Source organism: uncultured Tenacibaculum sp., from assembly GCF_947499065.1.
Lineage (GTDB): Bacteria > Bacteroidota > Bacteroidia > Flavobacteriales > Flavobacteriaceae > Polaribacter.
On record NZ_CANMMT010000007.1, the window covers coordinates 70,292 to 96,292 of the forward strand.

Sequence of the window (26,001 nt, forward strand, 5' to 3'; positions counted from 1 at the left end):
TAATAAGATTCCTGTTAACGGTTAATACAAGGTTAACGGTCTGTTAATATGCGTTTTTACAAGAAGTTTACACTATTTTTGGGGTAATGAAAGGAAGAATAAACATATTAATAACTGTGTCAATAATTGCTATTGTAACCTTATCTACAATACAATATTCATTAATAAAAAACACTTTTACGTTGCAACGTGACTTATTTTTTAATGAAGTAAAAAAGGATTTAGCATTTATAGAAACAGATGATAACCCGGATTGGGATACCAGATATTTAGTAAAACTTAAAAAAAATGCTCAAAGCTATAAAGAAGGAAAAATTACAAAGGGAGAATTGCTTGAAAGATTTTCTTTTCAAAGAGATAGTATAAATAAACAGTTTGTAGCTTACTTTGAAGAGAAAATAAGAACAAAGAAATTATTATTTCCTGTAGATTTTCAAAAAGAAATAACAACGGTTATTCTTTTAGGAAAAGTAAATGATACAATACTAAATAATGAATCGGTTTTATTATATGGTAAAGAGCTAAATCCAAAAACACGTTTCTTTTATAATAAAAGTGACTGGGAAACTGTAAGTAAAACAGTTAATGAAGGCAGTGAAAAAAATAATATTGGTTTTAAAATAAAAACCAGAAGCTATATAGATATTATAAATTGGAAGAGTGAAATCTTTAAACGCATGTTTTGGGTGCTTTTGCTAAGCTTTCTATCAATAATAGCAGTAATTGGGTTGTTTACTTATGCATTGTATAGCTTGGTAAAACAGAAAAAGAATGCAGATATAAAAACCGATTTTGTAAATAACATCACACACGAATTAAAGACGCCTTTAGCAACTTTAAGTATTGCAACAAAAACATTGCAACAGAAAAATATAGCGGAGAATAAAGAAATGTTTCAATCGGTGGTTAATACTATTAATAGGCAGCGTGTTCGATTGCAAAATTTAATAGATCAAGTGGTGAATAACTCACTAGGATTTGAACAAATAAACCTACATAAGGAAAAAGTCGTTCTTCAATATCATTTAAAAAACTTGATTGATGATTATAAAATTCAAAAGAAGGAAATAACTATCTCATTTGAATACTCTGAACCTGATATAAACTTGAATTTAGATGTTTTTCATTTTAATACAGCTATTTTAAATTTATTAGACAATGCTGTTAAATATGGAGGAGATACAATAGATATTAGGCTGAAAAATGAAAATAACCATGGTGTATTAATAATAAAAGATAATGGTATTGGAATTGCGAAAAAGGATCACAGAAAAATATTTGATAAATTTTATAGAGTAAACAATACAACCATACATAATGTAAAAGGTTTAGGCTTAGGACTGTATTATGTAAAGCAAATTGTAAAAGCACATCAAGGGGCTATTCAATTAGATAGCGGGTTAGAAAAAGGAACAACCATAACAATTAAAATTCCTGTGTAAAATGAAAAAAGTATTATTGGCTGAAGATGATATCGATTTTGGAAATATTTTAAAGCAGTATTTAACATTGCATAATTTCAATGTTACTTGGGCAAAGAATGGAGAAGAGGCATTGCAGATAGCTATGGATGAAACATTTGATATTTGTGTTTTTGATGTGATGATGCCTAAATTAGATGGTTTTTCACTGGCAGAAAAGATAATAGAAAAGTATCCAGAAGTTCCATTTATCTTTTTAACGGCACGTAACCAAAAGGAGGATAAAATTAAAGGACTGAAGCTAGGTGCAGACGATTATATCATTAAACCTTTTGAAGCCGACGAACTTATTCTCAGGTTACAAAATATTATAAAAAGGAGTCAACAAAGCAATACTAATATAGTAATAACTGATAGTTTTAAAATTGGGAATTACGATTTTAATCCACAAAAGCTAACATTAAAATTACAGGATAATACACAAAGACTAACTGAAAAAGAAGCCGAATTAATTCAATTTTTGTTTACTCATAAAAATCAATTATTAAAAAGAGACGAAATACTGAATGCAGTATGGAATACTGACGATTTTTTCTCAGGGAGAAGTATGGATGTTTTTATAAGCAGACTACGGAAATACTTTAAAGATGATGCGAATATAAAAATTGAAAGCATAAGAGGAGTGGGGCTAGAATTTAAGATAGCTTCTCAAGAAAAATAAACACAATTACATATAAAAATAATAGAATTTCTATAACACAAAATTATAGAGACAGTCATTTTATTGACTAAAAACAAGGTTTAATTTTAAAAATAAATACACATGAAAGCTTTAGTAACAGTAACAATCACAGCAATTTTTTTAACAGCATTTACATTAAGTGCTCAAACATCACCAACGCCACCTACACCGCCATCAACATCAACAACGCATAGTGTAACACAGAGCACAACTTACACAAATTCGTCGAATGATTATAGTAGTAGTTCAAGTTCAATTTCTGTAAAGAAAACCAATTCGACATTTAAATTTAGAGCCTCTTATAGAGATGAACTAACCAATAATGTATCGAGATATTTACAAGACAATCTTAAAGGAATGAAGTTTACGAATACAAACGATTCTACTTTCTGGATGATTGAAAAAAATGATGATGAAGCATTTAAATGTAAAGTTTCAGAAGGAGGTATTAGAATTTTTGTAGATAGAGAATTTACTTCAAAAAAGTTTCAAAACAAGATTGAAAAAATAGTAGAAAACTTAAAATACATTGTGAATAACGAAGACCCTACGAAAGCAAAGGAAAAGCTAGTTAAAGAGGCAGAGAAAGCTTTAGAATTAGCAAAAGAAGCTTATAAAAGAGCTACGAGATAGTATCAAAAGAAAAATCCCACATGTTAGCATGTGGGATTTTTAATTTATTTAGATAACTCTGTAAAGTATTGATAAAAATAAGGAATGGTTTCAATTCCTTTTAAGTAATTCCAAACACCAAAATGTTCGTTTGGAGAATGAATCGCATCAGAGTTTAATCCGAATCCCATTAAAATGGTTTTACTTTTTAATTCTTGCTCAAATAAAGCTACAATAGGAATACTTCCTCCACTACGTTGTGGAATTGGAGTTACACCAAAGGTTTCTTGATACGCTTTACTAGCAGCTTGATAACCAATATTGTCTATAGGAGTTACATATCCTTGTCCACCGTGGTGAGGAGTAACAACTACTTTTACCGATTTTGGAGCAATGCTCTCAAAGTGTTTCTTAAACAATTCGGTAATTTCTTCCCAATCTTGACCAGGAACTAAACGCATAGAAATTTTAGCATAAGCTTTAGAAGCGATTACAGTTTTGGCACCTTCACCAGTATAACCTCCCCAAATTCCGTTTACATCTAAAGTAGGACGAATAGAGTTACGTTCGTTGGTTGTGTAACCAGCTTCACCGTGTACATCGTCAATATCTAAGGCATCTTTGTATTCTTGTAAAGAAAAAGGAGCTTTCGCCATTTCGTCTCGTTCTTCTCTCGATAACTCTTCTACTTTATCGTAAAAACCAGGAATAGTAATATGGTTGTTCTCATCGTGTAAAGAAGCAATCATATTTGTTAAAATGTTTATTGGGTTTGCTACAGCACCTCCATATAAACCAGAATGTAAGTCACGGTTAGGACCAGTAACTTCAACTTCTACATAACTTAAACCACGTAAACCAGTAGTGATTGATGGAATATCGTTAGCAATCATTCCTGTGTCAGAAATTAAAATAACGTCGTTTGCTAATTTCTCTTTATTTCTAGGTACAAACCAAGCTAAACTTTCAGAACCTACTTCTTCTTCACCTTCAATCATAAACTTTACGTTACAAGGTAAATTTCCAGTTGAGGTCATGTATTCTAAAGCTTTTACATGCATGTACATTTGTCCTTTGTCGTCGCAAGCACCACGTGCAAAAATAGCTCCTTCAGGATGAATGTCTGTTTTTTTAATTACAGGTTCAAAAGCAGGAGAATCCCATAATTCAATAGGGTCTGCAGGTTGCACATCGTAATGTCCGTAAACTAAAACAGTTGGTAAGTTCGGATCTATAATTTTTTCTCCATAAACAATAGGGTAACCAGGAGTTTCACATATTTCTACGTTATCACATCCAGCTTTTTCTAAGCTATCTTTCACAGCATCAGCTGTATTTAATACATCTTGGTTATAGGCAGGGTCTGCACTTACCGAAGGTATTTTTAATAATTCGATTAGCTCATTGATAAATCTATCTTTATGTTGAGCAATATATTCTTTAACGTTTTGCATGTGTTGTAAATTAGTAAGCATCAAAAATAATAAAAATATTGTGCATGTTCTTTGTAGTTTAGAAGTATTGTTTATATTTGCACCCACAAATTCAAAGTATGCGGGCGTGGTGGAATTGGTAGACACGCTAGACTTAGGATCTAGTGCCGTGAGGTGTGAGAGTTCGAGTCTCTCCGCCCGTACTTAATTAGAATAATCAATGCTTATAGAGAATATTAACTCTTTAAGCATTTTTTTTATGCCTAACAATAATTTTAAAGTACATGTAAAAGGACATGTAAAGAAGAAAAAAAAAGTATCTTTAAGTTCTCGTTTAAAAATTTTAGATACGTTGTTTTCAGACCCAAAAATTTATAAATACCATGAAATAAAAAATGGTAAAAAAGTTGTTAGTACAAAAAAACCATGGCATGTTTATTATTATTTTAGAAATCCGAGTACAGGATTGATGGAAAAGTTCATGAAAAAAAGTGGAATTAATAAAGAAACATCAATTGGTAGGAGGAATGCGGCTGCAAAAAATTTACAACGTGCTATAAAAAGGTATTTACAAGAAGGTTATAGTCCTTTTGAAGAAATTCAATTTAATAATGATGTTGTTTCTGAAAATTATACTACCATTGAAGCAATAAAAATAGCATTTGAGCATAAAAAAAATAGCTGGAAAGAATCTTCAAAAGATGTTAATACAGTTTATTACAATTCCTTTGTAAAATGGTTAAAAGAAAAAAAAATAGATAAAAAACCAATAAATTATTTAACCAAAAAACATATTTCTTTTTACCTCGGTGATTTGTCTAAACGTTTGAGTAATGTTAGTAGAAATAATCATAAAAGAGTATTGTCAGGTTTATTTAGTGAATTAGTTGAAAAAGATATAATTAAACAAAATTTTATATTAAAAATTAGCGACCTTAAGAGTAATGCTAAAAAAAACAAGCCTTTTAATCATAAACAATTAGATGATATTTTAAAGTACACTAAAGAAAACGATCCATATTTATATGATTTTATTAAAGTAATGTGGTATTCTTTTTTAAGGCCTATAGAGATTATTAGACTTAAAGTCAAAAATGTCGATTTAATCAATAATACAATTGAGGTTGAAAGTAAAACAGAAGATAGAACTTATATAAGATTGGTTAAACCATTACAGAAATATTTCAAAGAATTAGAAATGCAGAATTATACTAGTGATATGTTGATTTATACTAGAGATAATAAAATTGGTTATTGGGAAACTAAAAAAGAAAAATCAAGAGAGGATTGGTTTGGAAGAAAATTCAAAAAGGTAAAAAACCACTTTAATCTTGGTGATGAATATGGTATTTATTCATTTCGCCATACAAGCGCGTTAAGTGTATATTATAATTTTAGGAATGAAGGTTTTAGTGAGTTTGAATCTGTGTTAAAGTTACAGGAAATAATGAGGCATAAAGATCAACAGGTAACGAGAAGATATCTAAGAGAAATTGGAGGGCAATTACCAGAAGATTGGTCAAAAGATTATAATTATGAGGTTTTATAAAATTTTCACTTGTTAAATGGAGATTCAGAAATATTTTTGTGTTGTATAAAACAAAATTGTAATTGTTTTAACATTTTTTAGTTTTTTTTATTCTTTTATAAATAAATTTATTTTTCACTTAACTATATCGCAATTAGTTAATTGTAATAACAATTAGTTAAACAAAGCTATTTTAACTAAATTTCACAAAGGGTAAAACCTTACTTAAAGTAAGGTTTTACGTAGAATCAAGTTTTATTTTTATTATATATTTGAAACCTCAAAAATCTAATGAATATTATGAAATAAATAACAAAGTTTTATATGTTTTTTATAAATATAAACATATATTTACTTAAGATTTTTTTTTATGGCAAAAATATTAGTACCAAAACAAGTATTTCCTGGTTTTAAGATAATTAGTAAACTATCTGATGATGAATTAAATAGCCTTGTTGTTTATTTAAAAAAATTAGATATTGGATTACACTATCGTGAAATAGCATACGGATTAAGAAATCTTCTGAAAATAGATGGAGATGATTTATTATTAACATTGTTAAGTTTTACAGACCTATTAAAAGTAGAAGATGATGATATTGGAATTATATCCAAAAACCTTGCGGAGTCATATAATGAGCTTTCTAAAGTTGGTTTAAATACAAAAGCAAAAAACAAGTTAAAAGGAAATTTACTTCAAGTTCTTTCAAATTATAAAAACCTTTTACTTCTTGATAAGGTAGGAGAGTATAGAAATGAGAATTATAATTCTTTTATTGATTCTAGTTTCCATGCAGATATACGTTTTTTAGAATTTGATAAACTTGAAGAGAATGAAAAATATGGTGTAATATTACATAAATTTCGAGTTAAATATCTAGCTTCTAATTCTAAAAAGGAATTATATATGCATTTAAGTATAGATGATATGATTAAATTAAAAGGTGATATAGAGGAAGCTATTGAAAGAGATAAAATGCTTAGAGGTAATTTCTCAGGGGATATTAAATTAATTTAAATTAATCATGACTGACAATTCACAAGCTGTAAAAGCTCCTGTTTCTAAAATACTAGGTACTATTCCTAGATTAAAAAAGAAGAATTCTGAAGATATGTATTTCAACATGGAATCTATGTTAAAAGAAGTATCTCCAGCAAAAAACTTAAGTTGGTCAGATACGACTGATAAAGCTACTTGGATTGCTTCACCATCGGTTAAAAAGAGACGTGCTAATCACCGTCTTTTACTTATAAACAACAATATAACTTTAAAAATACCGTATGCTATTAGAGAGTTAGAGAGTGTGTTTTTAGAGGGGAAATATATTCTCGATTTAAAAGATGATTGGGATGATGAAGGAGCTATTGGATACACAGAGCAATCTTGGGAGTCTGGGGCTAGCTTCATTATTGATTTTTATAAATGGTTGCTTAGTGTTTTTTCAGGTGACTTATATTTCCCTATGATGCATCACGGACCAAAAGGGACAATTGATATTGCATGGGATGAAGATGATTTTCGACTGTTTATAAATTTAGATTTTATTAATAATAAAGGAAGCTTTTATTCTGACACACCCAATAAACAATATTCTGAAGGAGATTTTTTATTGAATGACTTCAAATTCAAAATGATTCCATTTCCTTTAAAGAATTAATTAATGGAGGTAGTTGATAATATTCCTGATGAACATCAAGTTTACATGAGGGTTCATAAACAAAATGTTTACTTCAAGAGTGGAAATCTAAATAAAATGATTCGTCCTGTTGCCTTTGATGCAAAAGGAGAAGGAGGGCTATCTGTTGATTGGTCAGAACATTCTACCCCAGAACAGACATTAGAGCGTGCTAGGATTCCTCAACGTAATGGTGTAATTTCGATTCCTATCTTAGGAATAAGATCAACGCCTTTGCCTTTAACTGTTTTGCATAAACCAGTGGAAGGAAATTATTCGCATTCTGAAATATTTGGCATTCCTCCTAGAAAGCCCTCAGATATGGGAGTAAGAGTAAAATTAATGGATTTGTGTAAATGGGAAATTCATTCTGAAGAATAATAATTCTAATTTTATCGGTCTTATCTATAGGTTTTAAATCTCTGTGTAACAAAATGTAACAGAAATACTTATTATTTATTTCAATTTTCTTTTTTTCAATATTTATATTCTCTCAAGAAAAAAAGGAACTCCAAACTATAAAAGAAAATAAAAAGTTTAATTGAGTGTAAAAATCCAAAAAACTATAATTTAATACTCTATCCTGTCAATAATATCTTTTCTATTACTATCTACTCTTTTAAAAATATCTTGAGATACTGAATAAGTTTCAATAGGCTCTTTAGTAAATGTGTGAAGTAATGTTTTTACAATATCGGTATTGTTATTACAGTGCAGCCATTCGTATTCATCTGAAGGATCTAAAATTAATGGCATACGATAACTTCCTTTACTATTTGGTGAATTATGTATTTTTTTAAACATTGGATTTGCTTCTGTTGTTATGATACTTGCTGAATACAAAGGTGTATGTCCATCATCAATAACACTATATACACCTGCAAATGCAAATAACCCGTGATCTTGTTTTTTAAAATAATAAGGAATAGATCCTTTTATTTCAGGATCCTTATGCGGCTCAAATAAACCATCGGCGATAATTAAACAACGTTGCCATTCAATAAACTGACTAAATAACTGACTTTCAAACAATCTTTCTTTAGTAGCATTCAAAGTATTGGTTCTTTTTAAAAAGGAACTTCTTTCTGATAAATCATAGTAACTAGGTAGCAAACCCCATGAAGCAACATCAATAGTTTCTGGATCATCTTGTCGAATAATATATAAGTTTTTAGTTTCCCAACCATTAAAATGATAATACGGCTCATAAACCTCAGGAAACTCAAAAGTAGCTTCAAATCTATCTTCTAGTTCCTTGGCTTTAGGCTTGGTATTGGAAATATGATAACACATTATTTTACGATTAAAACATCTGACATCTTTGTAGTGTAATTAGGAGACAATCTTTCCTGGCGCATCTTCCAATTTCTACTTGGATCTTGTGTAGCTAATTTAATATAATCTTTTCGATATTTTGTATTCAATTTATCAATAGCACTCATTAAAGGTTGCATATTAGCTCTTTGAGCATCAAACAAGGTCAATTGTTTTGTTCCCATAGGACGAATATTACCAACAATAACTCCACCTCTTTTGTATTGATATCCTTTTCTAAATATCTTCTTCAAACCAGCAATTGCATACACATTTAAATCGTTATTAATATTTGTGGAATATGGTAAAGTCATTACTACACTTCTTGAATATTGCTTATCTGGATTCTTATGTGTATTTGTAGCAATAAACACAATTACATAACTACATTCAGAGTTTTGCTTACGTAACTTTTCAGCATTTTTTACTGCAAAGGTTGATATTCGTTCACGTATTTCATCAAATGACTCCAGGTCTTTTGCAAATGATCTTGTTGTGGCAATGTTCTTTTTACTAACAATAGGATCATCTAATTTTAAAGTAGGTAATCCACATAAATCACGATGCAAACGCAAGCCTACAATTGTCATGTTCTTTTTTACCCATTGCGGATGCAGCTGTGTAAAATCATAAGCAGTATTTACATTTAATGCACGTAGTCTTTTTGCATACCTTCTACCTATCCCCCAAACATCTTCAATAGCAACCCATTTTAATGCTTTAATACGTTTTTCTTCAGTATCAATAACATGAACTCCTTTAGTTTGTGTAGGGTATTTTTTAGCAACTCTTGTCGCTATTTTAGAAAGCGCTTTTGTGGGGGCTAACCCTATGGATATTGGAATACTAGTCCATTGCTGCACCTTAGCTTTCATTTCCAAACAATGTTCTCGAATAGAAAAATGTTTGTCGAATCCTTTAAACTCTAAAAAAGCTTCGTCTATTGAATAGATTTCTATATCTGGCGTATACAACTGTAAAATATTCATTACTCGTTGACTCAAATCACCATACAGCGGAAAGTTTGAACTGAATACATTTACATTATTTTCTTTAAAAACTTGTTTGAATTGATATGCAGGAGCTCCCATTGGAATACCTAACTTTTTTGCCTCACTTGAACGAGCAATTACACACCCATCATTATTAGATAAAACCACTACTGGCTTACCATTTAAATCTGGACGAAAGAGCCTTTCACAAGACGCATAAAAGTTATTACAATCTACCAATGCAAACATATTGCAAAGTTAACTTTTATAGCTATAGGTTTTAAAAATGTTGATAAGTTAGAATATGCAAGAGGATTTTAATTTAAATAAAAATAGGGAATAACCTTACTTTTATACGGGTTTCCGTAGAAATAAAATTAATTTTTACTGTACATTCGAAAACTTAAAATTATATCGAATACTATAGTTACTCAACTCTACTAAAAGCTAAATAAAGTTTATTAATATAATTGTAGTAAGTAAAAAACAACGTATTTAATATTTTATTTTCAAACGATTGAAAGCAAAATATCCTGTTACCTGAAAATCTTTAAGAGATAAACAATATATTTGTTTGGATTTGACAAGATAAGCTCAAGTAAAAATATAAATTTCAAATTCTAGGAAATATGATATAAAAATGGCAAAGAAAAAGAAGAAAACCTCCGGTAATCCAAAATGGTATGAAGAGCCTATAAAAAAATGGTTTGCTATTATTTCTGGTTTCGTTTTTATCGCTGGCTTAGGTTATGCTTTTGCGAGGATTCAATCAAGTCTAGAATTTCGAATGGAAAAATTTGAGATAAAGCAAGATTTTAATGAAAAACTGCAAAAACAAATTAATGCCTGTAAAGAAGAAAAACAATCACTTCAAAATCAACGAGTAAAATTAATTGAAAACGTAGTAAAAAGACTAGAAAATAAAATAAATGGAGACAAGCAATAAAAATTTCTTAAAAATTATTGTAATTGTTCTTTCCATTGGATTGGTAATTGCAATAGGAATTTCAAGTTTATTATATTTTGACAACAAGAATCTTGAAAATCAAGTTTTAAAAAGAGAAAAACTTATTAAAAAAACTTTTTTAGAAGAGGATGCTTTAAATTCTAAAAAAACTAAATCGGACAGTATAATTAAAAAATATATTCAAGATTGTAATATTTTAATTAATAACAAAAAAGTTTCGACAGAAGAATTACTTGAGTTTATAAATAGTCAATTGAAATCAATAGAAAAACTTAAAGCTGAAAACTCTAAACTTAACGATTCGGTTAAGATATATAAATCTTATGTTAAACTTTCAAAGTCTAATTTGAATGTTGATTATAAAACTTACAAAAAAGACAACAAGTTATTTTCTGAAATAATTATCCCATCAGATTCACTAGAAATATACAGACGATTATATAAGTTGATGGAAAAAAATTACGGAATATCATATGATGTAAAAAGTGATAAGGAATATAGGTATTACTCTAGTAAGGTCACAAAACTAGACTCTGCACTTTATGTTTATAAATACTATAAACATGTTTTAAGTGGAGATTCTATAGGAAACATAATCATTAAATTGCCAAAAAACAGAAAAAGGAATAATTCTAAACATAAAAAAACAGATTAAAATTAGAGCTAATTTGAAATCTCTAAAGTCTTAAAACCTATAGTTTTTTAAATCCCTTTGCAACAAAACACCAACAAACTTGCAACAAAATGAATTTAAGGAGGGTACTCCGCAAACCCCTATAAATACTGGGTTTTCTCCAACTGTTGCAACAGAGAGCAACAAAACTGCAACAAACTTGCAACAAAACTCCAACAAAATTGCAACAAAACCGCAACAAAATTTAGAGCCTGCAACAAAATTGCAACAGACATCAACAATTTTGCAACAGTTTTAAAAATAAAAAACCCACTCTAAGATTGAGTGGGAAAATTGCTATGAAAAAGAAAGTTTAACAGCGTCTTGTTAAACTTAAATACAATATAGGAATTATAAATTTAAAACAATCTCTTTTTCTTCAGTTATTAATTGCTGATAAAATGGACTATACTTTAAATCAGAAAGAGGATTATAATCGTTGTATCTATTTTTATGATTATAGATGTAATTGTTTTTAAAATCGTCACGATCTACAACACCTTTTAAAATGATATCACCATCATAAGCAACATTAGAACCACCTCTCATTTTACCATCCTTGGTTCTTTGGTTGATAATCATAAAGACTTTTCCATGAAATTTTTTACGGAAGTCCTTATCTATTTTAGCTCTACTGTTTAACTCCAAAACTTTAGCCCAACTATCAACTATAATTAAATCGAAGTAATCAATGTTATCAATGATTAATTTAAAGTTTTCTTCTTTAGTTAAGTCTGCATTATCTTCAACAACTGTAACCAATTTTTGCGTTTCTTCAGTAAAGTATTTACGCTGCTTTGATTTTGAAAGCTCATTGTTTGCCCCTTCTTCAAAACTAAATATTACACCTTTATATCCTGATTCAGCAAAAGCATTTGCAAATTGATAAGCGGTGTGTGTTTTTCCTCCTCCTTCTTCAGAATCTAAAGTAATTACTAACGAACCTCTTTTCTTCTTTTCAATTTTTCCTAAGAATTTAGATAAATCTTGATTCTTTAAAATGAAATATTCAGAAGGAGCTTCTTCAGAGTTTAATAATTCATAAGAGGTTTTAAATGGATTCTTCTTTTGTTGCTCATTTGTTGCAAGCTGTTGCACTTTTGTTGCAGGCTCTAAATTTTGTTGCGGTTTTGTTGCAATTTTGTTGGAGTTTTGTTGCAAGTTTGTTGCAGTTTTGTTGCTCTCTGTTGCAACAGTTGGAGAAAACCCAGTATTCATAAGGGTTTGAGGAGCACCCTCCTTAAATTCATTTTGTTGCAGTTTTGTTGCACTTTTGTTGCTCTCTGTTGCAACAAACGTTTCCTTTTTTGGTGGTAAAGTAATAAATACTTCTTTAGTTGGAGGTAAATCAACAATAATTTCAGCAGCATTCATTCCTACAACTTCTTTTTTTCTAGCTGCTTTATTTTTTGTTGTTTCTGATGTTTTCTTGGATGCTGTTTTTAATAAACCATGTAAATACTTTGGAACTCCTTCTTCATCACGTTGTAAAATAAAATCAGTTGCTTTTTGTGCCTGTGAACTAGCTCTAAAAATTAACTTATTATCGTTTTTAAGATGCTTTAAAGCTCTTTTCCATCCTTTTATATATTCTGCATGATTTGAATCATTACGCCACATAATACCCGCTTCAGCACTTAAAAAAACAGCTCCAAATTCTGCCACTAATTCTTCCTTTGCATAATCAGCATCGCCAAACTTTGTTCCAGGAACAAAACGATCTAATCTCTTTTTGTGTCCTGTACTATGAATAAACTCATGAAACAAAGTTCTATAGTAATCTTCCTTAGTTTCAAAATCGTTTAACTTAGGTATTTGTACAAAATCCTTAGTCGGTGTATAATACGCTCGATCTCCACCATGTTTTAAAGGTGGTTTTGGAGTTGGGTAAGCTTTAACGATTGCTTCAGCAGTTGCTATTTTTTCTTTATCCGTTTTAGCAAATTCTTTTCTATATTCATCTAATTTAAAATCTATTCCCTCGATATCAGCTCCATTAAATACTCTATAGTATTTTAATAATGGTACAATTGATTGACTTATAAAAGAATCTAAACTACCTCCATTTTGAAAGTGTTTAATTTTACTTTGATGTTTTTTGATGTAAGTAACAAATCTTTTTACATCATAAGTACCAATTTTTAACTTATGTTCATCTTGTTGAAAGATGAATAGTTTTGTAAAATAAACTACCTCATGACTTTTTGAACCTTTTTTAATTTTACCTTTAAGTTTTTCTACTTGCTTAAAGGTTAAAAAATAAGGGTTCTCAAAACTTTTCATTCCAAAAGTTGTTAAAAGAGCATGGTTTATCCCTCTATATGGTTTTTTGGAAATAAAATTTACAGGGTACATAAACTCGTTAATTGTTTCCTGCCATCTTTTTACATATCCATGCCCAGTTGCTTCCTCTATTAAATCAATCATTTTATCAGTAATCATCTGATAAATATCTTCAGCATTGATTTTCCCATTCATTCCCAAGGCAACATCTTTTACAGGCTTGGAATATAAAGGTATTCCCATTCCTTGGAGTTGGTTTACATTTACATGTTTTACCTTTTTTGATAGCTCAATAAAAAACTCCTGATCTGGAAACTCTTTTAATATGTTTTTAATTTTACCATGCATAAAACGAGCTTCTTCAGTAGTGTTTTTTACTACTGATAATTTCTTTAAATAAGATTCTAAGAAAACTCTAGTTACTTTGGTTTTATCTAATTCGTTGTATTGTTTTATAAGTGATTCTAACATAAATTTTTTAAGCTATTAATTCAAAGTGTTTTCCTAATGATTCAAATTGAAGTTTAATCAATAATTTTTCTTCAATATTTCCCTGGAATAAATCTAAATTTGAAAGAAGATTTTTAACTGGTAATTGTGTAGGCACGTCTTTAATTTCTACAGTTCGTTTTCCTGGTATTTGAATGTTAGAAAGATTAGCTGTTGCTGTTCCTAAAAAAGCATTATTTCTTTTGTTATAGAACTTAATTTGATGCAGTTTAAGCAGCTTATAAGTATTAATCCCTATATGTTCATTTGTTGGATTATGTATGCTAAAAGATAATTTAAAATTTATCTGTTTTATACTTACATCTAAACCACTCAAACCACTTATTTTCAACTGTAATTTTCCCGCAGATTCTTTGACTTTATTCACTTTTACAAGTGTATAAACCCCAATACCTGCAATAGCTCCTAATATTACTTTTTTCATCATTTTTAGAAGGTATAAACGTTAGTTTTATATGATCCCGAAACTAGTATCATTCCATTAGTAAAAATTGTATTCGTAAATGTATCTACTGTTACATCTACACTTCTAAACTGTATTGAGTTAGCAACTACATAAGCTTTAATCCTTGCTACATCAGCACTTGAAATATTACTACCTCTAAAAGCCCCTATTGAAATTGCATCGTTATAATCACAAGGAAAAGGCATCCCTACAATATCTAAAGAACCTGCTGGGTTTCCTTGGGTACTAATACCACTCATTAAAATTCGAAAGTTTACAGTATTACCAAACCTTTCATATTCTGCTTTTAGAGTTGTAAATGAATGTGTTGCTGAATTCCCTGAAACTTTTAACTCTGGAGTAAACGTTCCTTCTTTGTAAAAATCAGGCTTTATTAAAGGAGTATTCTCCAAAGAATATACATATACATTTCTAGGATGAAACCCTTCCTGATTAGGTAGAAATGTTGAAAAACGAGCATTTGAAGTTGCTCCAGTAACTTTATAAACTACATAATCATCTACTTTGATTTCAGTAGTTTTTTCTAAAACAAAAGCATCAGGAACCTGATTTGCTTCATCATAATAATGAATCCCTATTTTGGTACTATCTTTTAGATACTTCCAGTTTACATTACTAGAGGAAACTTTTTTATAAACCAATAAATAATTTCCTGAAACAGAACCATCATTGTAGTTTTTTAAAGCCACAATACTAGAAGTATTTAAAGCAGGAACGCTTGATTTATTCATTAGAAGTTTAAAGGGTAGTGAAACATTTCTCCAAGAAATAAGAGTTTTTAATTTCTTTACTTCAGCAGGAGTAAATTGTTCTTCATTCCATTTTTTTATTGATTGTGGAGTGATACTACTTAGTATTGACAAATCAGGAAGATTCTCATTGTTTTCTTGAATTAAAGCATTAATTAACCTAACATTATCTTCACTTAATGTTGCTAAATCAGTTCCTTTAACTTGTGTTCCATTAACTCCGTATTTTCCTTTACCAGTTTTTAATATATATGTATTCATGATTTTTTCTAAAACTTATTATTTTCCTCCCCCTTCTACTGGTCCACCTTGAATAAAATGACCAACTCTAACTATTAAAATTTCATCTTCTTTAAGGTCAATAGAGTACTCATTTATTTGAGTTGCTAAAGCATCTTTATTTGAAGTACCTAAAGGAACATTTACCGATGGTAATTCAATCTCTACAATCTTATTGTTTTGATTTATGCTTGCACCTGGGGTACTTGAGTTAGCAGCTCCACTAAAAAAACCTCGTGCAGCAAACTCAGCAATTAAACCATCAGCATCCTTTGCTTCAAAAGTATCTTCTAACTCATTTAAAGGAATATAAAAGTTATTGAATTCAGGCTCTTCTGGATTCGGCTCTATTATTACACCACCTGGTTCTTTTGAAACAACTCTACGGATTGATGAGTAACTTGTTTTTGAATTTCCATTTTCAACTACAGTTACCAGGGTAATATTATTTATTTTACTTATTTTAATTACTCTACTCATTATGAATATTGTTTTTTACAGCTACAAGGCTTTTTTTGTGTATTGGTATTAGGTCTTGATACTTGTGGTTGAGTTACACCTGGTCTTTGTTGATTCTCATTTCTAATAATTTCAGGTTGATATCCTCTTTTAACAGTATAACCAAAAACGGAATAGGTAACTGCCATTATTGTCTGATTCGTATTGTTCTGAGCGTTCCTATAGGCTTTTATCGAAATAGGAATCTGAGAGTTTGCAACGATTTTTTTATGCAATTCACAACCTTGAACTTTCCAAATATGGTTATCAAAAAACAGTTCTATGTTTTCAATCTTATAAGGAATGTTAAGCCCACTCAAAGGACTAATAAATGTTATGATATCACGTTCATTTTTTTGAACTAAAACAATTCTAAATTTTACTGAATTAATAAAGTTTTCAAACTTTATGTATTTAGCGTATCCAATAATTGCAATTGCAATTGTTGCTAATATTCCAGTAGGGAATGACCCTTTTTGCTCTTGTTTTTTCTTAGGTAATTTTGTTTTTTCCATTTTCTTAATTTAAAGGGATTCCTATTTTTACTTTAAAATATGCAGTTCCTTTCACGCCTATTGGTTCTATATATCCAACTCCTGCACCTATCCGAAATTTGTTTTTAATGGTATAATCAACACTTGCTTCAGCTCCAATAAGTGAACTATTAAAACTTAGTAAGGGGCTAACATTTAAAAACAGCGTGTTTTTGGTCTTTTCTGTAAATATTTCTCGTTCTATAAGCTTAGTTATTATTGAATCATTTGTAATAACTTTTAGATTGTGTTTTAAAACCTTTCCTTCAGAAAAAATGGTGGAATAAACCTTGGCGTTAGAAAGATTAAAAGTGTCTTTACTTTTTACAACTTTTTTCAAAACTTCACTTTCTTTACGTGGCTTTTTAACGTACTCAAGTATTACTTTTTTAATAGTATCATACACTACAAATTCTTTTCTATGAATAATTGTATCATGTGAAATACTATCCTTTCTTTGTTTTACTTCTTTAGTAATTGTGGTTTTCTCTGTTGTTCTTGATTCTTGTTTAACACAAGTATTTAAGTTAAACCCTAGTATAAAAACAATAAGTACAAACAGAATATATTTTATCAAATCTTTCATTTTCTTGTTGGAATTAAATTTTTAATAAATTCAAAATCTGAACTCAACTTTAAAATTAATTGCACCAAATTCATAGAAGTTAGCCCAATTAAAAAACCAACTCCATAGGATGAGTTTTCAGAAAATTTACAATAATCTACAACTACAGGAGTTAAGTAAGCTGTTGTCATTGCACCTCCAAAGGCACGAAATAGATAGTTTAAAAATCCTTTTTTATCTTCTGCTTTTGCACCTATAATTCCAGAGACACCCCCTACAATTAAAAAGCCTAATTTGATTCCTAAATAATCAAGTATCTCTTGTGTTGTCATTGTCTTTTTGTTTTATTCTATAAAATGTATAACCAATGCCTAGTAGGAAGAGTGATGTAATTATTAGGCTACTTTTTTTTTAATTACAATGTTGAATTTTTCAGATAATAAGCGTAACCTACGTAGCCAACTTTTACCATGATGATTAAAATCAGGACGACTTTCGTAATATGCTTTTCTTGCTAATCCAACTTCAATAAATAACTTTTTATAGTCTACTGAATTAACCGCAGCTAAAGTTTTAGCACCAAAAAGTCCATCTACTTTTAAGCTTTTACCAAACTCTTTATTTAAAACACGTTGAACGATTTTTGTAATTTTATAAGGCTGAGAGTTTATTGCATGATCTGCAATAGTTTCAGCTACTTCTTGACTGTCTATATAATCCCCTAAAACCTTATCCCAAAACTCATTTTTAAAAAGAATATGAGCTTCTTGTTGAGTAATATTAAGCATATCCTGCTGCGTTGGAGGTCTACCAATTACGCTTTCATAAAAACGTGCTGAAATACCAAAATTTGTTCCTACTAATTCATCTTTAGAATTATAGTTTCCCCAATCTGTTGGGATATTCTGATAACCTCCTTCATGACTTTGAATTGAGGCTTTAAAAATCTCATAATTTGCCATTATAAAACTACTTTTTGAACGTTCTTATTTTCCTTTTTTTCTTCATCATTACCTGACAATAAGACTATAAATCCTAAAGTTGCTGCTGCAATACCTGCTATTTTCCAACCTAAATAACTTTTCTTTTTTGGTGGAAGTGTTATTTCAACTTCGTCTAACATTTCAAAATTGGCATCCAATTTTAAAACACCAGGTACTTCTGCAACTGGAATTGTTTTAATTCCTTTACCTAAATGCGAAAAATTCAATTTTGCTGAACCACCAACATTTAAAGCATAATTCCCATCTATATCAGTAGTAGTTCCAATTGAGGGATTTCCTACAACTGATACATGAACACCAGGTATTCCCATACCCGTTTCATCAATTATTTTTCCTTGTTTTCTAAACATTTTATTTTTTTTCGTTTGTTACTTGATGCTGCAATACAACTCCAGTTTTTGTAAAAGGAATCGCAAAAAAATATGATTCAACTATGTAATAGTTTTCTTCTCTTCCATCAGGATGCTTAAAAACACCATGAGCAATAATATCACCCACTTTTTCGCCAAACTTTAACTTATCATAAAAGTGTCCTGTACCTTTCCAAACACCGTTTTCTTTTTCTGCTTGATTAACAGTTATTCCATTTTTATCAGCACAGTAAAGTGTACTTCCTATAGGGTAAAGGGTTGTTGAATTTTGATTTTGGGATGTTGAACTTATAGTTCCCCAAAACTTCTTTAATTCTTCTGTATCTAAGCCTTTATGGATATCAGTAAATAAACTTCGGTCAAATAATATATAGTAGGCATGAGATACTGCTTTTACATTGGAAACTTTAGTTGCGATATCATATAAAGCTCCTTCATTAGTAGAAATATTAATAGAAGGAATCAGCATACTTAAAAAGCTAGACTCAGGAAAACCAACCCTAGTAAATGATTCATAAATAATAGCTGCTGCTGTTAAATTTGGATTCCCTGCATTTTCTCTAGCAAAGTTCTTAGCTCGTAGCTTTTTATATTGAATATTTACATATCGTAGTCCTGCTGCTACACCTAGAACAAGGAATATCACTTTTAAAGCATTTGCTCCCTGACCGATTGCCTTTTGTCCTTCCTTAGAATTAACTATGTTTGTTGCTCCTGCAATTACTAGAGGGTTTCCCATTCCTTGATTTGTTTTCATTACTACTTGTTTTTTAGATGAATGTTTTTAATAAATCTACTTGACTTACAAACACATCACTTGCTCCTGGTTTCTCTTCCATTATTTCGCCTAAAATGATTAATGCTTCTGTTGAAGCATGCTTATCTATTTTTTGCAAAGCTCCCTGTCTATTCATTTTATCCAGTGCGTTCTTTCCTGTTACGTCTACTTTAAAATTTGCCATAATTATTGTATTAAATCTTTGATATTATGTTTTTTGATTAATTCCTCTACTTCTTTTTTAAATGGTGCTACTTGTATCATTGCTACGGTTAAATATGATAGCTGATTTGAGAATTCATCACTTATATTATCCGATTTGATTAAATGAACAAAGGCTTTTTTATTCTCCGATAATCCTTCAGTAATATCAGGTGCTGCCATACCTACTGAAGCACTTGGGTTATTAGGTAAATATTGACCAAGCATACCAATTGCAGATTTTAAAACATCAGGGTCAATGAGTGGCTTTTTATTCAATTGCTCCTCTTTTAAAGCAACCTCTTTTACTTTATCTGCAATTTCAATTACACCCTTTAGTTTTCTGTTTTCAGAATCTAAATCATCAATTTTTTTTCTCTGATTATTGTAGTTTTCTTTTAAATCATCATATCTTTCTTTTAATGATTCATACTTTGCTTCTACAACATTTAATCTTACAACTTCAGGCATTGACATTCCCATTGGTGCGTTCATTCCTCCTGGTGTATTCATACTGTTATGATTATGTGTATAATGATTTGAAGAAGAAACAGGCGGTGCAATAGTTGGCTGACTTTCTATTACACCATGCGCTGTTTCATGAACCACTTCCTCTGGCATTTTGTTTTGTGTTGAATTGTTAATACGGATAACATAATCAACCTTCCTATTGGTTGAACCATTAGGTTTAAATTTTTGTACTCCTAAAGTGTTATGACTACGTGTATAATGTAACTCTGAGATTAAATCTTTAAAAGAAACCCCTTTTCTTTGTAAGTCAGCATAAGAAATTTTTTTATAGAACTTTTCATTATGGTTATCATAATTGAAAATATCTACCAAATTGGCTGGGTTGCTTTGTAAAAAAGCTTCTATTTCTTCTAATGTATTTTTCATTTTGATTCGGTGGTAATTAAATTAGTCACATGTACAATCAGGCATTTTTATATAGCTCACATATAAATCTTGTTGCTTACCTAAACCTCCAAGAAAATTAATATCTAAACTTGTTTGATCTAAGGTTGTATTTCCTGTTTTGATATATCTATCTTGGGCAGGTTTTAAGACAAACAATCCTATTCTTACATCAGTTGCCCCAACATTTTTAAAGTAGATGTTTTGTAAGTTTGCAAGTGACAAACTATCATCGCTTGTAATCTTACTCTCTACAAACTTTCCTCTTTCCATCTATTGTTGTTCTTGATTTATGTAAAACACCATTTGACCAGTGAACTCTTTAGCTAATGGTTTTATAGCCTGAGCAACAATTTTAATCCTTCTATTTCCATCAAAATGAATATCCTTTCTGCTATCAAAATGATTTCCATTTGTAGGCTGAAATTCTTTGTGAGTAACAAAAGGATGAAGCTCCTCATTGGTGTTTGCATCCTCAATCTTAATATTTACAATTTCACTAGGTGAATTTTCTGTAAATAAGGCGCACTTCTCAACTTTTCCGCTATCAATTTTCAATTCTTTAGAATCAAAATCACCACGTTCTTTAATTGTGATATTTATTACTTTGATTTTTAATTTTGCCATCTTATAAGAGTTTAAAAAAAGCCCATACTTAAAAGCATGGGCTTTTATAATTTATAATTATAATTTGCTGCTTATCTAGTAGCTTTATACCCAGAAAAAACGATTTCTAAGTACTCTTTTTTATCTTTTAAAGATTCAGCACCTTTTGGATAGTCAAGTTCAAATTTGATATTTGAACCTCCACTTAAAGTGAAAGGAACTTTTAATTTGAAGATTTCATCAGCAAGATTTGCAAAATCTTTGTTTACGTTAATTAATTCAGATAAAGAAGTCGTGTATTTTACATCTTCTTCTTGACGAATTCTTAACACAGCGTTTCTAACTGATGGTGGAAAAGCTTCGTTATAAGATAATACTGCTGCTTTTTTAGAGTCAGTATGAGTTGCATATCCGATTCTGATTCCAGTAACAATTAAAACTTCTGAAGGTGGAAGAACTTCTTCTGTAAAATCAGAAATCCCAACAATTTTTTTAGTTTCTTCATCTATTAATTGTTTCTGCCCAGGAGAAGGAACAATTTCTTTTCTTAAAATAGAGTTGTTATTTACAGCTCTGATATTTCCAGCATTTAAGTCTTTTGTAAATTGAGCGCTTAAATTAGTTGCTGCTCCTAATAATTGAAGCACTGAGTTTTTGTGTTCTGGTAAATTGAATATTTTCATTGTTACATTTTTAAAGTTAATTCCTTTGTTTTTTCTACTGTATCAATTACATCTGTTGTATCCCAATTGTACATTGGCAGATCTAATGTTGATTGATACATGTTATCTTCAGGAGCATTCATTCCCGCAATTGCAGCAACAAATTTTTCTCCTCTGGTTGTTGGAGTGTCTTTAACACTTGGAGAGATTGCCTTTGCAACTGCTCCAACTCCTTGTTCTACTGAAACTCCTAATAAAAATCCTTTTGTAGATTTAGCTAAAGTGTCATCCCCTTGAACTCCACTAGCTATTGCAAGTGTTAACAATGAAAGACCAGCTCTTACAATTGGCTTTTTTAACCCCTCTGGGGCGATTCCCATTAATCCCTTTGATGCAACAGCTCCACCCATGGTAGAAACTCCTGTAATTGCAGAATCAATGGCGTTTTCTTGATTTAATTTAAACTCCATTTCTCTTTTTATTTATTGGTGTTACTTTTATCTTTTGTTGCTAGATATACTGCTGTACCTACTCCCAAAATTGCTGCACTTCCTAGAACTACTTTTGTAGTAGTACTCATTCCTTTATTTTGATTTGGGTTATTGTTTGGGTTTGGGTTATTGTTCTGACTTGGAACATTTCCGTTTCCTGTTGGAATAACTGGAGTTCCTCCTGAATTAGAGTTTTGAGAACCACCTCCAGTAACAATGTTTTGATTTCCTCCTCCTTGATTTACATTACCTGCTCCTCCTGTAATTCTAATTACATAATAAGATCCTGGATTACTATGAGTGTTTACGCCTAATAATGGATTTGAACCTGGAAAGGTTACGGATTTTTGTTGCTTGGTAAAACTTGCTTGACTAGCTAATTTGCTAAAGATTTCGTTTATTTTTTGATCTAAATTCCTTGCAGCTCCTGCATTTCCTTTCTTCATCCTTGTAGATGATGCATGCGCACCGTTTCTAACGTGCATAGCTCTTAACCAACCAATGTTATAAAGTAATTTATTGGTATACGCTTCAGCTCCTAAATTCATAGATGACACCTGACTAATCATTCTTTGAATTCTTCCCATACTATCACGCATAACTTCATCTGCTGAAGTTTGACCTCCGAATAAGCTTGAAAAGAAACCACTTCCGAAAAGCGTTTGAATACCTTCAGCAACAAATCCCATCCCTTGCGCTTGAACATTTACTCCGTAAGGAATCATTACATTGTTTACTACTATATGAGTAGCTTGCAAATCAATCATAGGGTTAATACCTCTATCTGTACTTCTTCGTACTTCGTATTCAATTTTTTGAGTTACGGTTTTAGATACTCCTGATTTATTTAATTCAGCTAAAAAACTTCTGAAGTTTGCAACCGTTTCTGATTGTTGGCTTGGAACACTTGGCAATGCTGCGTGCAAACCATGGTAAGGCAATTTTACTTCCATATCTTCTTTTTGTATATATTGAACTTCTGTGTTCACCCTTTTTGTAGGGTCGATAATGAGTGTTTGATTGCCGGAAGAAATTTTCACATATACATGCGACCATCTATGTGGTTCTGATGGTTGTTTTACTTTTCTAAATGAGTGTGGAATGTTTAAGCATAAAAGGATTGTACTTGCAAATAAACTTTGCGACTTACAATCTGTCCCCTCTAATCTGGTATTCCAGACACATGAAGGACTTTTTAAATTTTGCTCAATATCGTCAGCTTTATATTGAACATGTTCGTAGATAAATTGATGAATATTAGCAACCGTTTCTTTAAGGTTACGACCTTTTAAAACTTTAGATATCTCTTTTGAAAAATCTTTGTGTTCTAAAGCCCACTCAACCATTTGATGTAATCCACCAGTGGTTGTATAATATCCCAAATAGGTAGACTTACAAGGTGTTTTAGTGAAATAAATATCATACTTTGAATTTATTATCACTTTTCGGCGCAAAGCTTTATTTATCGATTCTATACTCATTCTTTACATTGAAAAATCAACCTTGATTGGTTAACTTCAATGCAAATATGAACGCTATTTTATAGCGTTTTTTCGACTAAGTAACTTTGAGAAAGTTTAAAAAACTTTACAGAACATTAAACTATTTTAAAAGAGTCTAAGAATTATATATTCCTAAACTCCCTCGATTTCACTTACAAATAATCTAAATTCTTTAGGTGTAATTGTTCTTTTATATTTTGCTATATCTATATCAATATTTCTTGATTCTGCTATAATTCTATTGATGGTATCCCTAAAAAATTTTGTAGGTAATTTCCAATAGTGTTTAGCTAACTCTTTCTTTGTACCCATTAGAGGTGGATATTCTTTAGATTCCATAATTTTTAATTTGTTCTATCTGCTTTTATTATTACTTTTGATTTATGTCGGCGCCTAATTCGACAATCATTTTGGATAATAAAACTACCACTCCTTTGAGTGGTTTTTTTATGTTGGTTTTTCAAACTTTAAATAGTGGCTAATTGTGTAATGGTTTAAATAAGTCTTGACAATTCCAACTGCAGGATCATATATTTCTCCATTTTCATTTTTTAAAACAAAGTGTCCTGACTCATCGGGCTTTTTAAATCTAATTATACTATTATTAGGAACTTTATTAATATTAAATCCCTCCCCATAAGTAATAGTTGTTTTATATCCATTATTATCTAAATAAGGCTTTAAATCAGCATAAATTCCTGTTGTATACTCTTTACCTATTTCTTTACAAACTTCTTCAATTGAATTTCCTGTAATCATAGATAAAACAGTTTGCCCACACTGTTTTGATAAATAAGGCTGAGCTTTGAATTTTGTTTTTTTCATGTTTCTTCTTTCAAATTCTTTTAATAAGAGTAATTCTATTATCATTATTTTAAACTTCTTTCTTTATAATTAATCCATTGATTGAAATGTTTTAATTCAACCTTTAATAATTTTTGGACCTCCTTATTATATTGGCATATATCTGAAGATTTTAATTCATACAACCATTTAAAGAAAGCTTCTTTTTCATAGTAACTTTTACCTTCTAAGAAACCTTTTTTACGGTTTCCTCTTTGAGCTAAGTAAATAATGATGATTATCCAGGTACTTAAAAGCATTACTTGTAAAATTTCACAACTCATATTTTTGAACTACTATTACTTTTAAATCTCTCTAAGATTATTTAAATATTTTCTGTGCGAAAACTGATTATCTTTTATTGAATCAATATCTAATTGATAAGTAGAAAAACCTGTTTCTTTTCCTATACCTGATTGAAAACCAGTAACTACACTAAAAAAAAGTACACCTTCAGATGTTTTAACTTTTGCTTCAAAATTTATTTCATAATCTACTTCTAACAACTCTACTTTTATAACATGTCCATAATACTTTCCTATCCCCTTTAATAGGACATATGTCTTTTTATCTTTAGTCATAATTACAATTATTTATGATACTTACTTCTATAATTCCATTTATCAGAATCCTTTTCATTTTGTCTAGCTTCCATTTCCATTGGCATGGTATCATATCCAATAATTAATAACTGAATGAAATACCTGAAATAAAACATTATTAACCCCATTCTTTTATATTGCTTCCAATGAATTAAATCATGTTCAATTATCTTTTTATCTCCTTTTAAATCCTTTCTTATGAAGATTCCAAAAGGAGGTATAGTCATACCTCTAAATGGAGGTAGAATGAATTTTGTATATATTATTCTTGGCTTTTCCATGGTTTATTTATAAATAAGTCAATTATTGAGTTTCCTGCATAGTATGCTCCTATAAGTCCTCCTAAATAAGCAGGGAATATATTTGTATGTTCTACATGAACTAAATAGAAATAGATACCCCAAAGAGAAACACCTAATACTAGGTTAATTAAAAGTCTTTCATTTTCCTTTCTTTGTAGCCTTTCCAAAGCTTCTAATTCTCTTCTTTGCTTCTCTTTTTCTAATTTATCATTGAAATAAATTAGTCCTCCCATAAAGACTGTTCCGACTATCAATTCAGTTAATGTTGATTCTTTTTTATTTTTTTCTTTAGATTTCATGTTATCTACAGTTTTATAATTCTTTTAATATTCTAAAGCTTCCTTTTGAGTATCGAATAAAACAAGTTTACCATCATGATAAACAGGAATGGTTACATTGTTTAACCTTACAGCAGGATTCCATTTTAAAGTTCCCTTTGTTGCTTCTCCTACAGGAACTGCTATTCTTTTATAGTTCATTTTA

General features: G+C 30.0%; 37 protein-coding genes and 1 tRNA gene. 11 read left to right on the plus strand and 27 right to left on the minus strand.

Annotation, left to right across the window (positions count from 1 at the left end; genetic code table 11):
• Positions 1–86: 86 nt before the first annotated feature.
• The 3 genes from Q0958_RS14075 (at position 87) to Q0958_RS14085 (ending at position 2,796) form a co-directional block, all read left to right on the plus strand.
• Positions 87–1,442 carry a HAMP domain-containing sensor histidine kinase gene (locus tag Q0958_RS14075; protein ID WP_299124161.1) on the plus strand — a complete coding sequence of 452 codons (1,356 nt, stop codon included), beginning with the start codon at positions 87–89 and terminating at the stop codon, positions 1,440–1,442.
• 1 nt (position 1,443) lies between these two features.
• The gene (locus Q0958_RS14080) at positions 1,444–2,142 is read left to right on the plus strand and encodes a response regulator transcription factor (protein WP_299124163.1); all 699 of its coding nucleotides are present in this window, start codon (positions 1,444–1,446) and stop codon (positions 2,140–2,142) included.
• A 102-nt stretch (positions 2,143–2,244) separates the two neighbouring features.
• Positions 2,245–2,796, plus strand: a complete 552-nt coding sequence (locus Q0958_RS14085) for a hypothetical protein (protein WP_299124164.1) — start codon at positions 2,245–2,247, stop codon at positions 2,794–2,796.
• Positions 2,797–2,840: 44 nt separating this feature from the next.
• Here the strand turns inward: Q0958_RS14085 and Q0958_RS14090 are convergent, their stop codons facing one another.
• Entirely contained in the window at positions 2,841–4,229 is a 1,389-nt protein-coding gene (locus Q0958_RS14090; protein WP_299124166.1) for a dipeptidase, read from the minus strand.
• Between the two features lie 100 nt (positions 4,230–4,329).
• On the opposite strand from Q0958_RS14090, the gene Q0958_RS14095 reads away from it, so the two are divergent.
• The 5 genes from Q0958_RS14095 to Q0958_RS14115 all read left to right on the plus strand — a co-directional run bounded on the left by Q0958_RS14095 (position 4,330) and on the right by Q0958_RS14115 (position 7,793).
• A tRNA-Leu gene (locus Q0958_RS14095) sits at positions 4,330–4,411 on the plus strand.
• Positions 4,412–4,467: 56 nt separating this feature from the next.
• The gene (locus Q0958_RS14100) at positions 4,468–5,757 is read left to right on the plus strand and encodes a tyrosine-type recombinase/integrase (protein ID WP_299124168.1); all 1,290 of its coding nucleotides are present in this window, start codon (positions 4,468–4,470) and stop codon (positions 5,755–5,757) included.
• Between the two features lie 349 nt (positions 5,758–6,106).
• Complete coding sequence (locus tag Q0958_RS14105) at positions 6,107–6,754, plus strand: hypothetical protein (RefSeq protein ID WP_299124170.1); 648 nt, start codon at positions 6,107–6,109, stop codon at positions 6,752–6,754.
• 7 nt (positions 6,755–6,761) lie between these two features.
• Complete coding sequence (locus Q0958_RS14110) at positions 6,762–7,394, plus strand: hypothetical protein (RefSeq protein WP_299124172.1); 633 nt, start codon at positions 6,762–6,764, stop codon at positions 7,392–7,394.
• Positions 7,395–7,439: 45 nt separating this feature from the next.
• On the plus strand, positions 7,440–7,793 hold the full coding sequence (locus Q0958_RS14115) for a hypothetical protein (RefSeq protein ID WP_299124174.1): 354 nt from the start codon (positions 7,440–7,442) through the stop codon (positions 7,791–7,793).
• Positions 7,794–7,982: 189 nt separating this feature from the next.
• Here the strand turns inward: Q0958_RS14115 and Q0958_RS14120 are convergent, their stop codons facing one another.
• Together Q0958_RS14120 and Q0958_RS14125 are read right to left on the minus strand one after the other, a co-directional pair.
• A complete protein-coding gene (locus Q0958_RS14120; RefSeq protein WP_299124176.1) occupies positions 7,983–8,705 on the minus strand; it encodes an SOS response-associated peptidase in 723 nt (240 codons plus the stop codon).
• Positions 8,705–9,967: a Y-family DNA polymerase gene (locus tag Q0958_RS14125; RefSeq protein ID WP_299124179.1), complete on the minus strand. Its 1,263-nt coding sequence runs from the start codon at positions 9,965–9,967 to the stop codon at positions 8,705–8,707. The genes Q0958_RS14120 and Q0958_RS14125 overlap by 1 nt, the downstream gene beginning before the upstream one ends.
• Positions 9,968–10,358: 391 nt before the next feature.
• Here Q0958_RS14125 and Q0958_RS14130 point away from each other — a divergent pair, with 391 nt between their 5' ends.
• The 3 genes from Q0958_RS14130 to Q0958_RS14140 all read left to right on the plus strand — a co-directional run bounded on the left by Q0958_RS14130 (position 10,359) and on the right by Q0958_RS14140 (position 11,617).
• On the plus strand, positions 10,359–10,664 hold the full coding sequence (locus Q0958_RS14130; protein ID WP_299124181.1) for a hypothetical protein: 306 nt from the start codon (positions 10,359–10,361) through the stop codon (positions 10,662–10,664).
• A complete protein-coding gene (locus tag Q0958_RS14135; RefSeq protein ID WP_299124182.1) occupies positions 10,648–11,340 on the plus strand; it encodes a hypothetical protein in 693 nt (230 codons plus the stop codon). The genes Q0958_RS14130 and Q0958_RS14135 overlap by 17 nt, the downstream gene beginning before the upstream one ends.
• A 79-nt stretch (positions 11,341–11,419) precedes the next feature.
• Entirely contained in the window at positions 11,420–11,617 is a 198-nt protein-coding gene (locus Q0958_RS14140; protein WP_299124184.1) for a hypothetical protein, read from the plus strand.
• A 92-nt stretch (positions 11,618–11,709) separates the two neighbouring features.
• Here the strand turns inward: Q0958_RS14140 and Q0958_RS14145 are convergent, their stop codons facing one another.
• The 24 genes from Q0958_RS14145 to Q0958_RS14260 form a co-directional block, all read right to left on the minus strand.
• On the minus strand, positions 11,710–14,112 hold the full coding sequence (locus Q0958_RS14145; protein WP_299124186.1) for a zincin-like metallopeptidase domain-containing protein: 2,403 nt from the start codon (positions 14,110–14,112) through the stop codon (positions 11,710–11,712).
• Positions 14,113–14,119: 7 nt separating this feature from the next.
• On the minus strand, positions 14,120–14,575 hold the full coding sequence (locus Q0958_RS14150; protein WP_299124188.1) for a hypothetical protein: 456 nt from the start codon (positions 14,573–14,575) through the stop codon (positions 14,120–14,122).
• Positions 14,576–14,580: 5 nt separating this feature from the next.
• Positions 14,581–15,627, minus strand: a complete 1,047-nt coding sequence (locus Q0958_RS14155) for a hypothetical protein (protein ID WP_299124189.1) — start codon at positions 15,625–15,627, stop codon at positions 14,581–14,583.
• A gap of 18 nt (positions 15,628–15,645) precedes the next feature.
• The gene (locus Q0958_RS14160; RefSeq protein ID WP_299124190.1) at positions 15,646–16,125 is read right to left on the minus strand and encodes a hypothetical protein; all 480 of its coding nucleotides are present in this window, start codon (positions 16,123–16,125) and stop codon (positions 15,646–15,648) included.
• Positions 16,125–16,658 carry a hypothetical protein gene (locus Q0958_RS14165; RefSeq protein ID WP_299124191.1) on the minus strand — a complete coding sequence of 178 codons (534 nt, stop codon included), beginning with the start codon at positions 16,656–16,658 and terminating at the stop codon, positions 16,125–16,127. The genes Q0958_RS14160 and Q0958_RS14165 overlap by 1 nt, the downstream gene beginning before the upstream one ends.
• A gap of 4 nt (positions 16,659–16,662) precedes the next feature.
• Entirely contained in the window at positions 16,663–17,262 is a 600-nt protein-coding gene (locus tag Q0958_RS14170; RefSeq protein ID WP_299124192.1) for a hypothetical protein, read from the minus strand.
• A complete protein-coding gene (locus Q0958_RS14175) occupies positions 17,259–17,573 on the minus strand; it encodes a hypothetical protein (protein WP_299124193.1) in 315 nt (104 codons plus the stop codon). The genes Q0958_RS14170 and Q0958_RS14175 overlap by 4 nt, the downstream gene beginning before the upstream one ends.
• Positions 17,574–17,636: 63 nt before the next feature.
• Complete coding sequence (locus tag Q0958_RS14180) at positions 17,637–18,203, minus strand: glycosyl hydrolase 108 family protein (RefSeq protein ID WP_299124195.1); 567 nt, start codon at positions 18,201–18,203, stop codon at positions 17,637–17,639.
• Positions 18,203–18,595 (minus strand): carboxypeptidase-like regulatory domain-containing protein, encoded by a 393-nt coding sequence (locus Q0958_RS14185; protein WP_299124197.1) that lies wholly within the window; start codon positions 18,593–18,595, stop codon positions 18,203–18,205. The genes Q0958_RS14180 and Q0958_RS14185 overlap by 1 nt, the downstream gene beginning before the upstream one ends.
• Before the next feature lies 1 nt (position 18,596).
• Positions 18,597–19,373: a hypothetical protein gene (locus Q0958_RS14190; protein ID WP_299124199.1), complete on the minus strand. Its 777-nt coding sequence runs from the start codon at positions 19,371–19,373 to the stop codon at positions 18,597–18,599.
• A gap of 13 nt (positions 19,374–19,386) precedes the next feature.
• Positions 19,387–19,578, minus strand: coding sequence for a hypothetical protein (locus Q0958_RS14195; protein ID WP_299124202.1), 192 nt, complete (start codon positions 19,576–19,578; stop codon positions 19,387–19,389).
• Between the two features lie 2 nt (positions 19,579–19,580).
• Complete coding sequence (locus Q0958_RS14200; protein ID WP_299124205.1) at positions 19,581–20,492, minus strand: hypothetical protein; 912 nt, start codon at positions 20,490–20,492, stop codon at positions 19,581–19,583.
• A 21-nt stretch (positions 20,493–20,513) separates the two neighbouring features.
• Complete coding sequence (locus Q0958_RS14205) at positions 20,514–20,783, minus strand: hypothetical protein (protein WP_299124207.1); 270 nt, start codon at positions 20,781–20,783, stop codon at positions 20,514–20,516.
• Positions 20,784–21,137, minus strand: coding sequence for a hypothetical protein (locus Q0958_RS14210; protein WP_299124208.1), 354 nt, complete (start codon positions 21,135–21,137; stop codon positions 20,784–20,786).
• A 71-nt stretch (positions 21,138–21,208) separates the two neighbouring features.
• A complete protein-coding gene (locus Q0958_RS14215; RefSeq protein ID WP_299124209.1) occupies positions 21,209–21,799 on the minus strand; it encodes a hypothetical protein in 591 nt (196 codons plus the stop codon).
• Positions 21,800–21,801: 2 nt separating this feature from the next.
• Positions 21,802–22,248, minus strand: a complete 447-nt coding sequence (locus Q0958_RS14220) for a hypothetical protein (RefSeq protein ID WP_299124211.1) — start codon at positions 22,246–22,248, stop codon at positions 21,802–21,804.
• Positions 22,249–22,256: 8 nt separating this feature from the next.
• A complete protein-coding gene (locus Q0958_RS14225) occupies positions 22,257–23,750 on the minus strand; it encodes a hypothetical protein (RefSeq protein ID WP_299124214.1) in 1,494 nt (497 codons plus the stop codon).
• Between the two features lie 153 nt (positions 23,751–23,903).
• On the minus strand, positions 23,904–24,110 hold the full coding sequence (locus tag Q0958_RS14230) for a hypothetical protein (RefSeq protein WP_299124217.1): 207 nt from the start codon (positions 24,108–24,110) through the stop codon (positions 23,904–23,906).
• A 108-nt stretch (positions 24,111–24,218) separates the two neighbouring features.
• A complete protein-coding gene (locus tag Q0958_RS14235) occupies positions 24,219–24,641 on the minus strand; it encodes a hypothetical protein (RefSeq protein WP_299124219.1) in 423 nt (140 codons plus the stop codon).
• Positions 24,641–24,898: a hypothetical protein gene (locus Q0958_RS14240; protein ID WP_299124221.1), complete on the minus strand. Its 258-nt coding sequence runs from the start codon at positions 24,896–24,898 to the stop codon at positions 24,641–24,643. Before Q0958_RS14240 ends, Q0958_RS14235 begins: the two co-directional genes overlap by 1 nt.
• Positions 24,899–24,919: 21 nt before the next feature.
• Positions 24,920–25,195, minus strand: a complete 276-nt coding sequence (locus Q0958_RS14245; protein WP_299124223.1) for a hypothetical protein — start codon at positions 25,193–25,195, stop codon at positions 24,920–24,922.
• Positions 25,196–25,203: 8 nt separating this feature from the next.
• Positions 25,204–25,497, minus strand: a complete 294-nt coding sequence (locus Q0958_RS14250) for a hypothetical protein (protein ID WP_299124225.1) — start codon at positions 25,495–25,497, stop codon at positions 25,204–25,206.
• Positions 25,479–25,817, minus strand: coding sequence for a hypothetical protein (locus Q0958_RS14255; protein ID WP_299124227.1), 339 nt, complete (start codon positions 25,815–25,817; stop codon positions 25,479–25,481). Before Q0958_RS14255 ends, Q0958_RS14250 begins: the two co-directional genes overlap by 19 nt.
• 24 nt (positions 25,818–25,841) lie before the next feature.
• Positions 25,842–25,997, minus strand: a complete 156-nt coding sequence (locus tag Q0958_RS14260) for a hypothetical protein (RefSeq protein WP_299124228.1) — start codon at positions 25,995–25,997, stop codon at positions 25,842–25,844.
• Between the last annotated feature and the right edge of the window lie 4 nt (positions 25,998–26,001).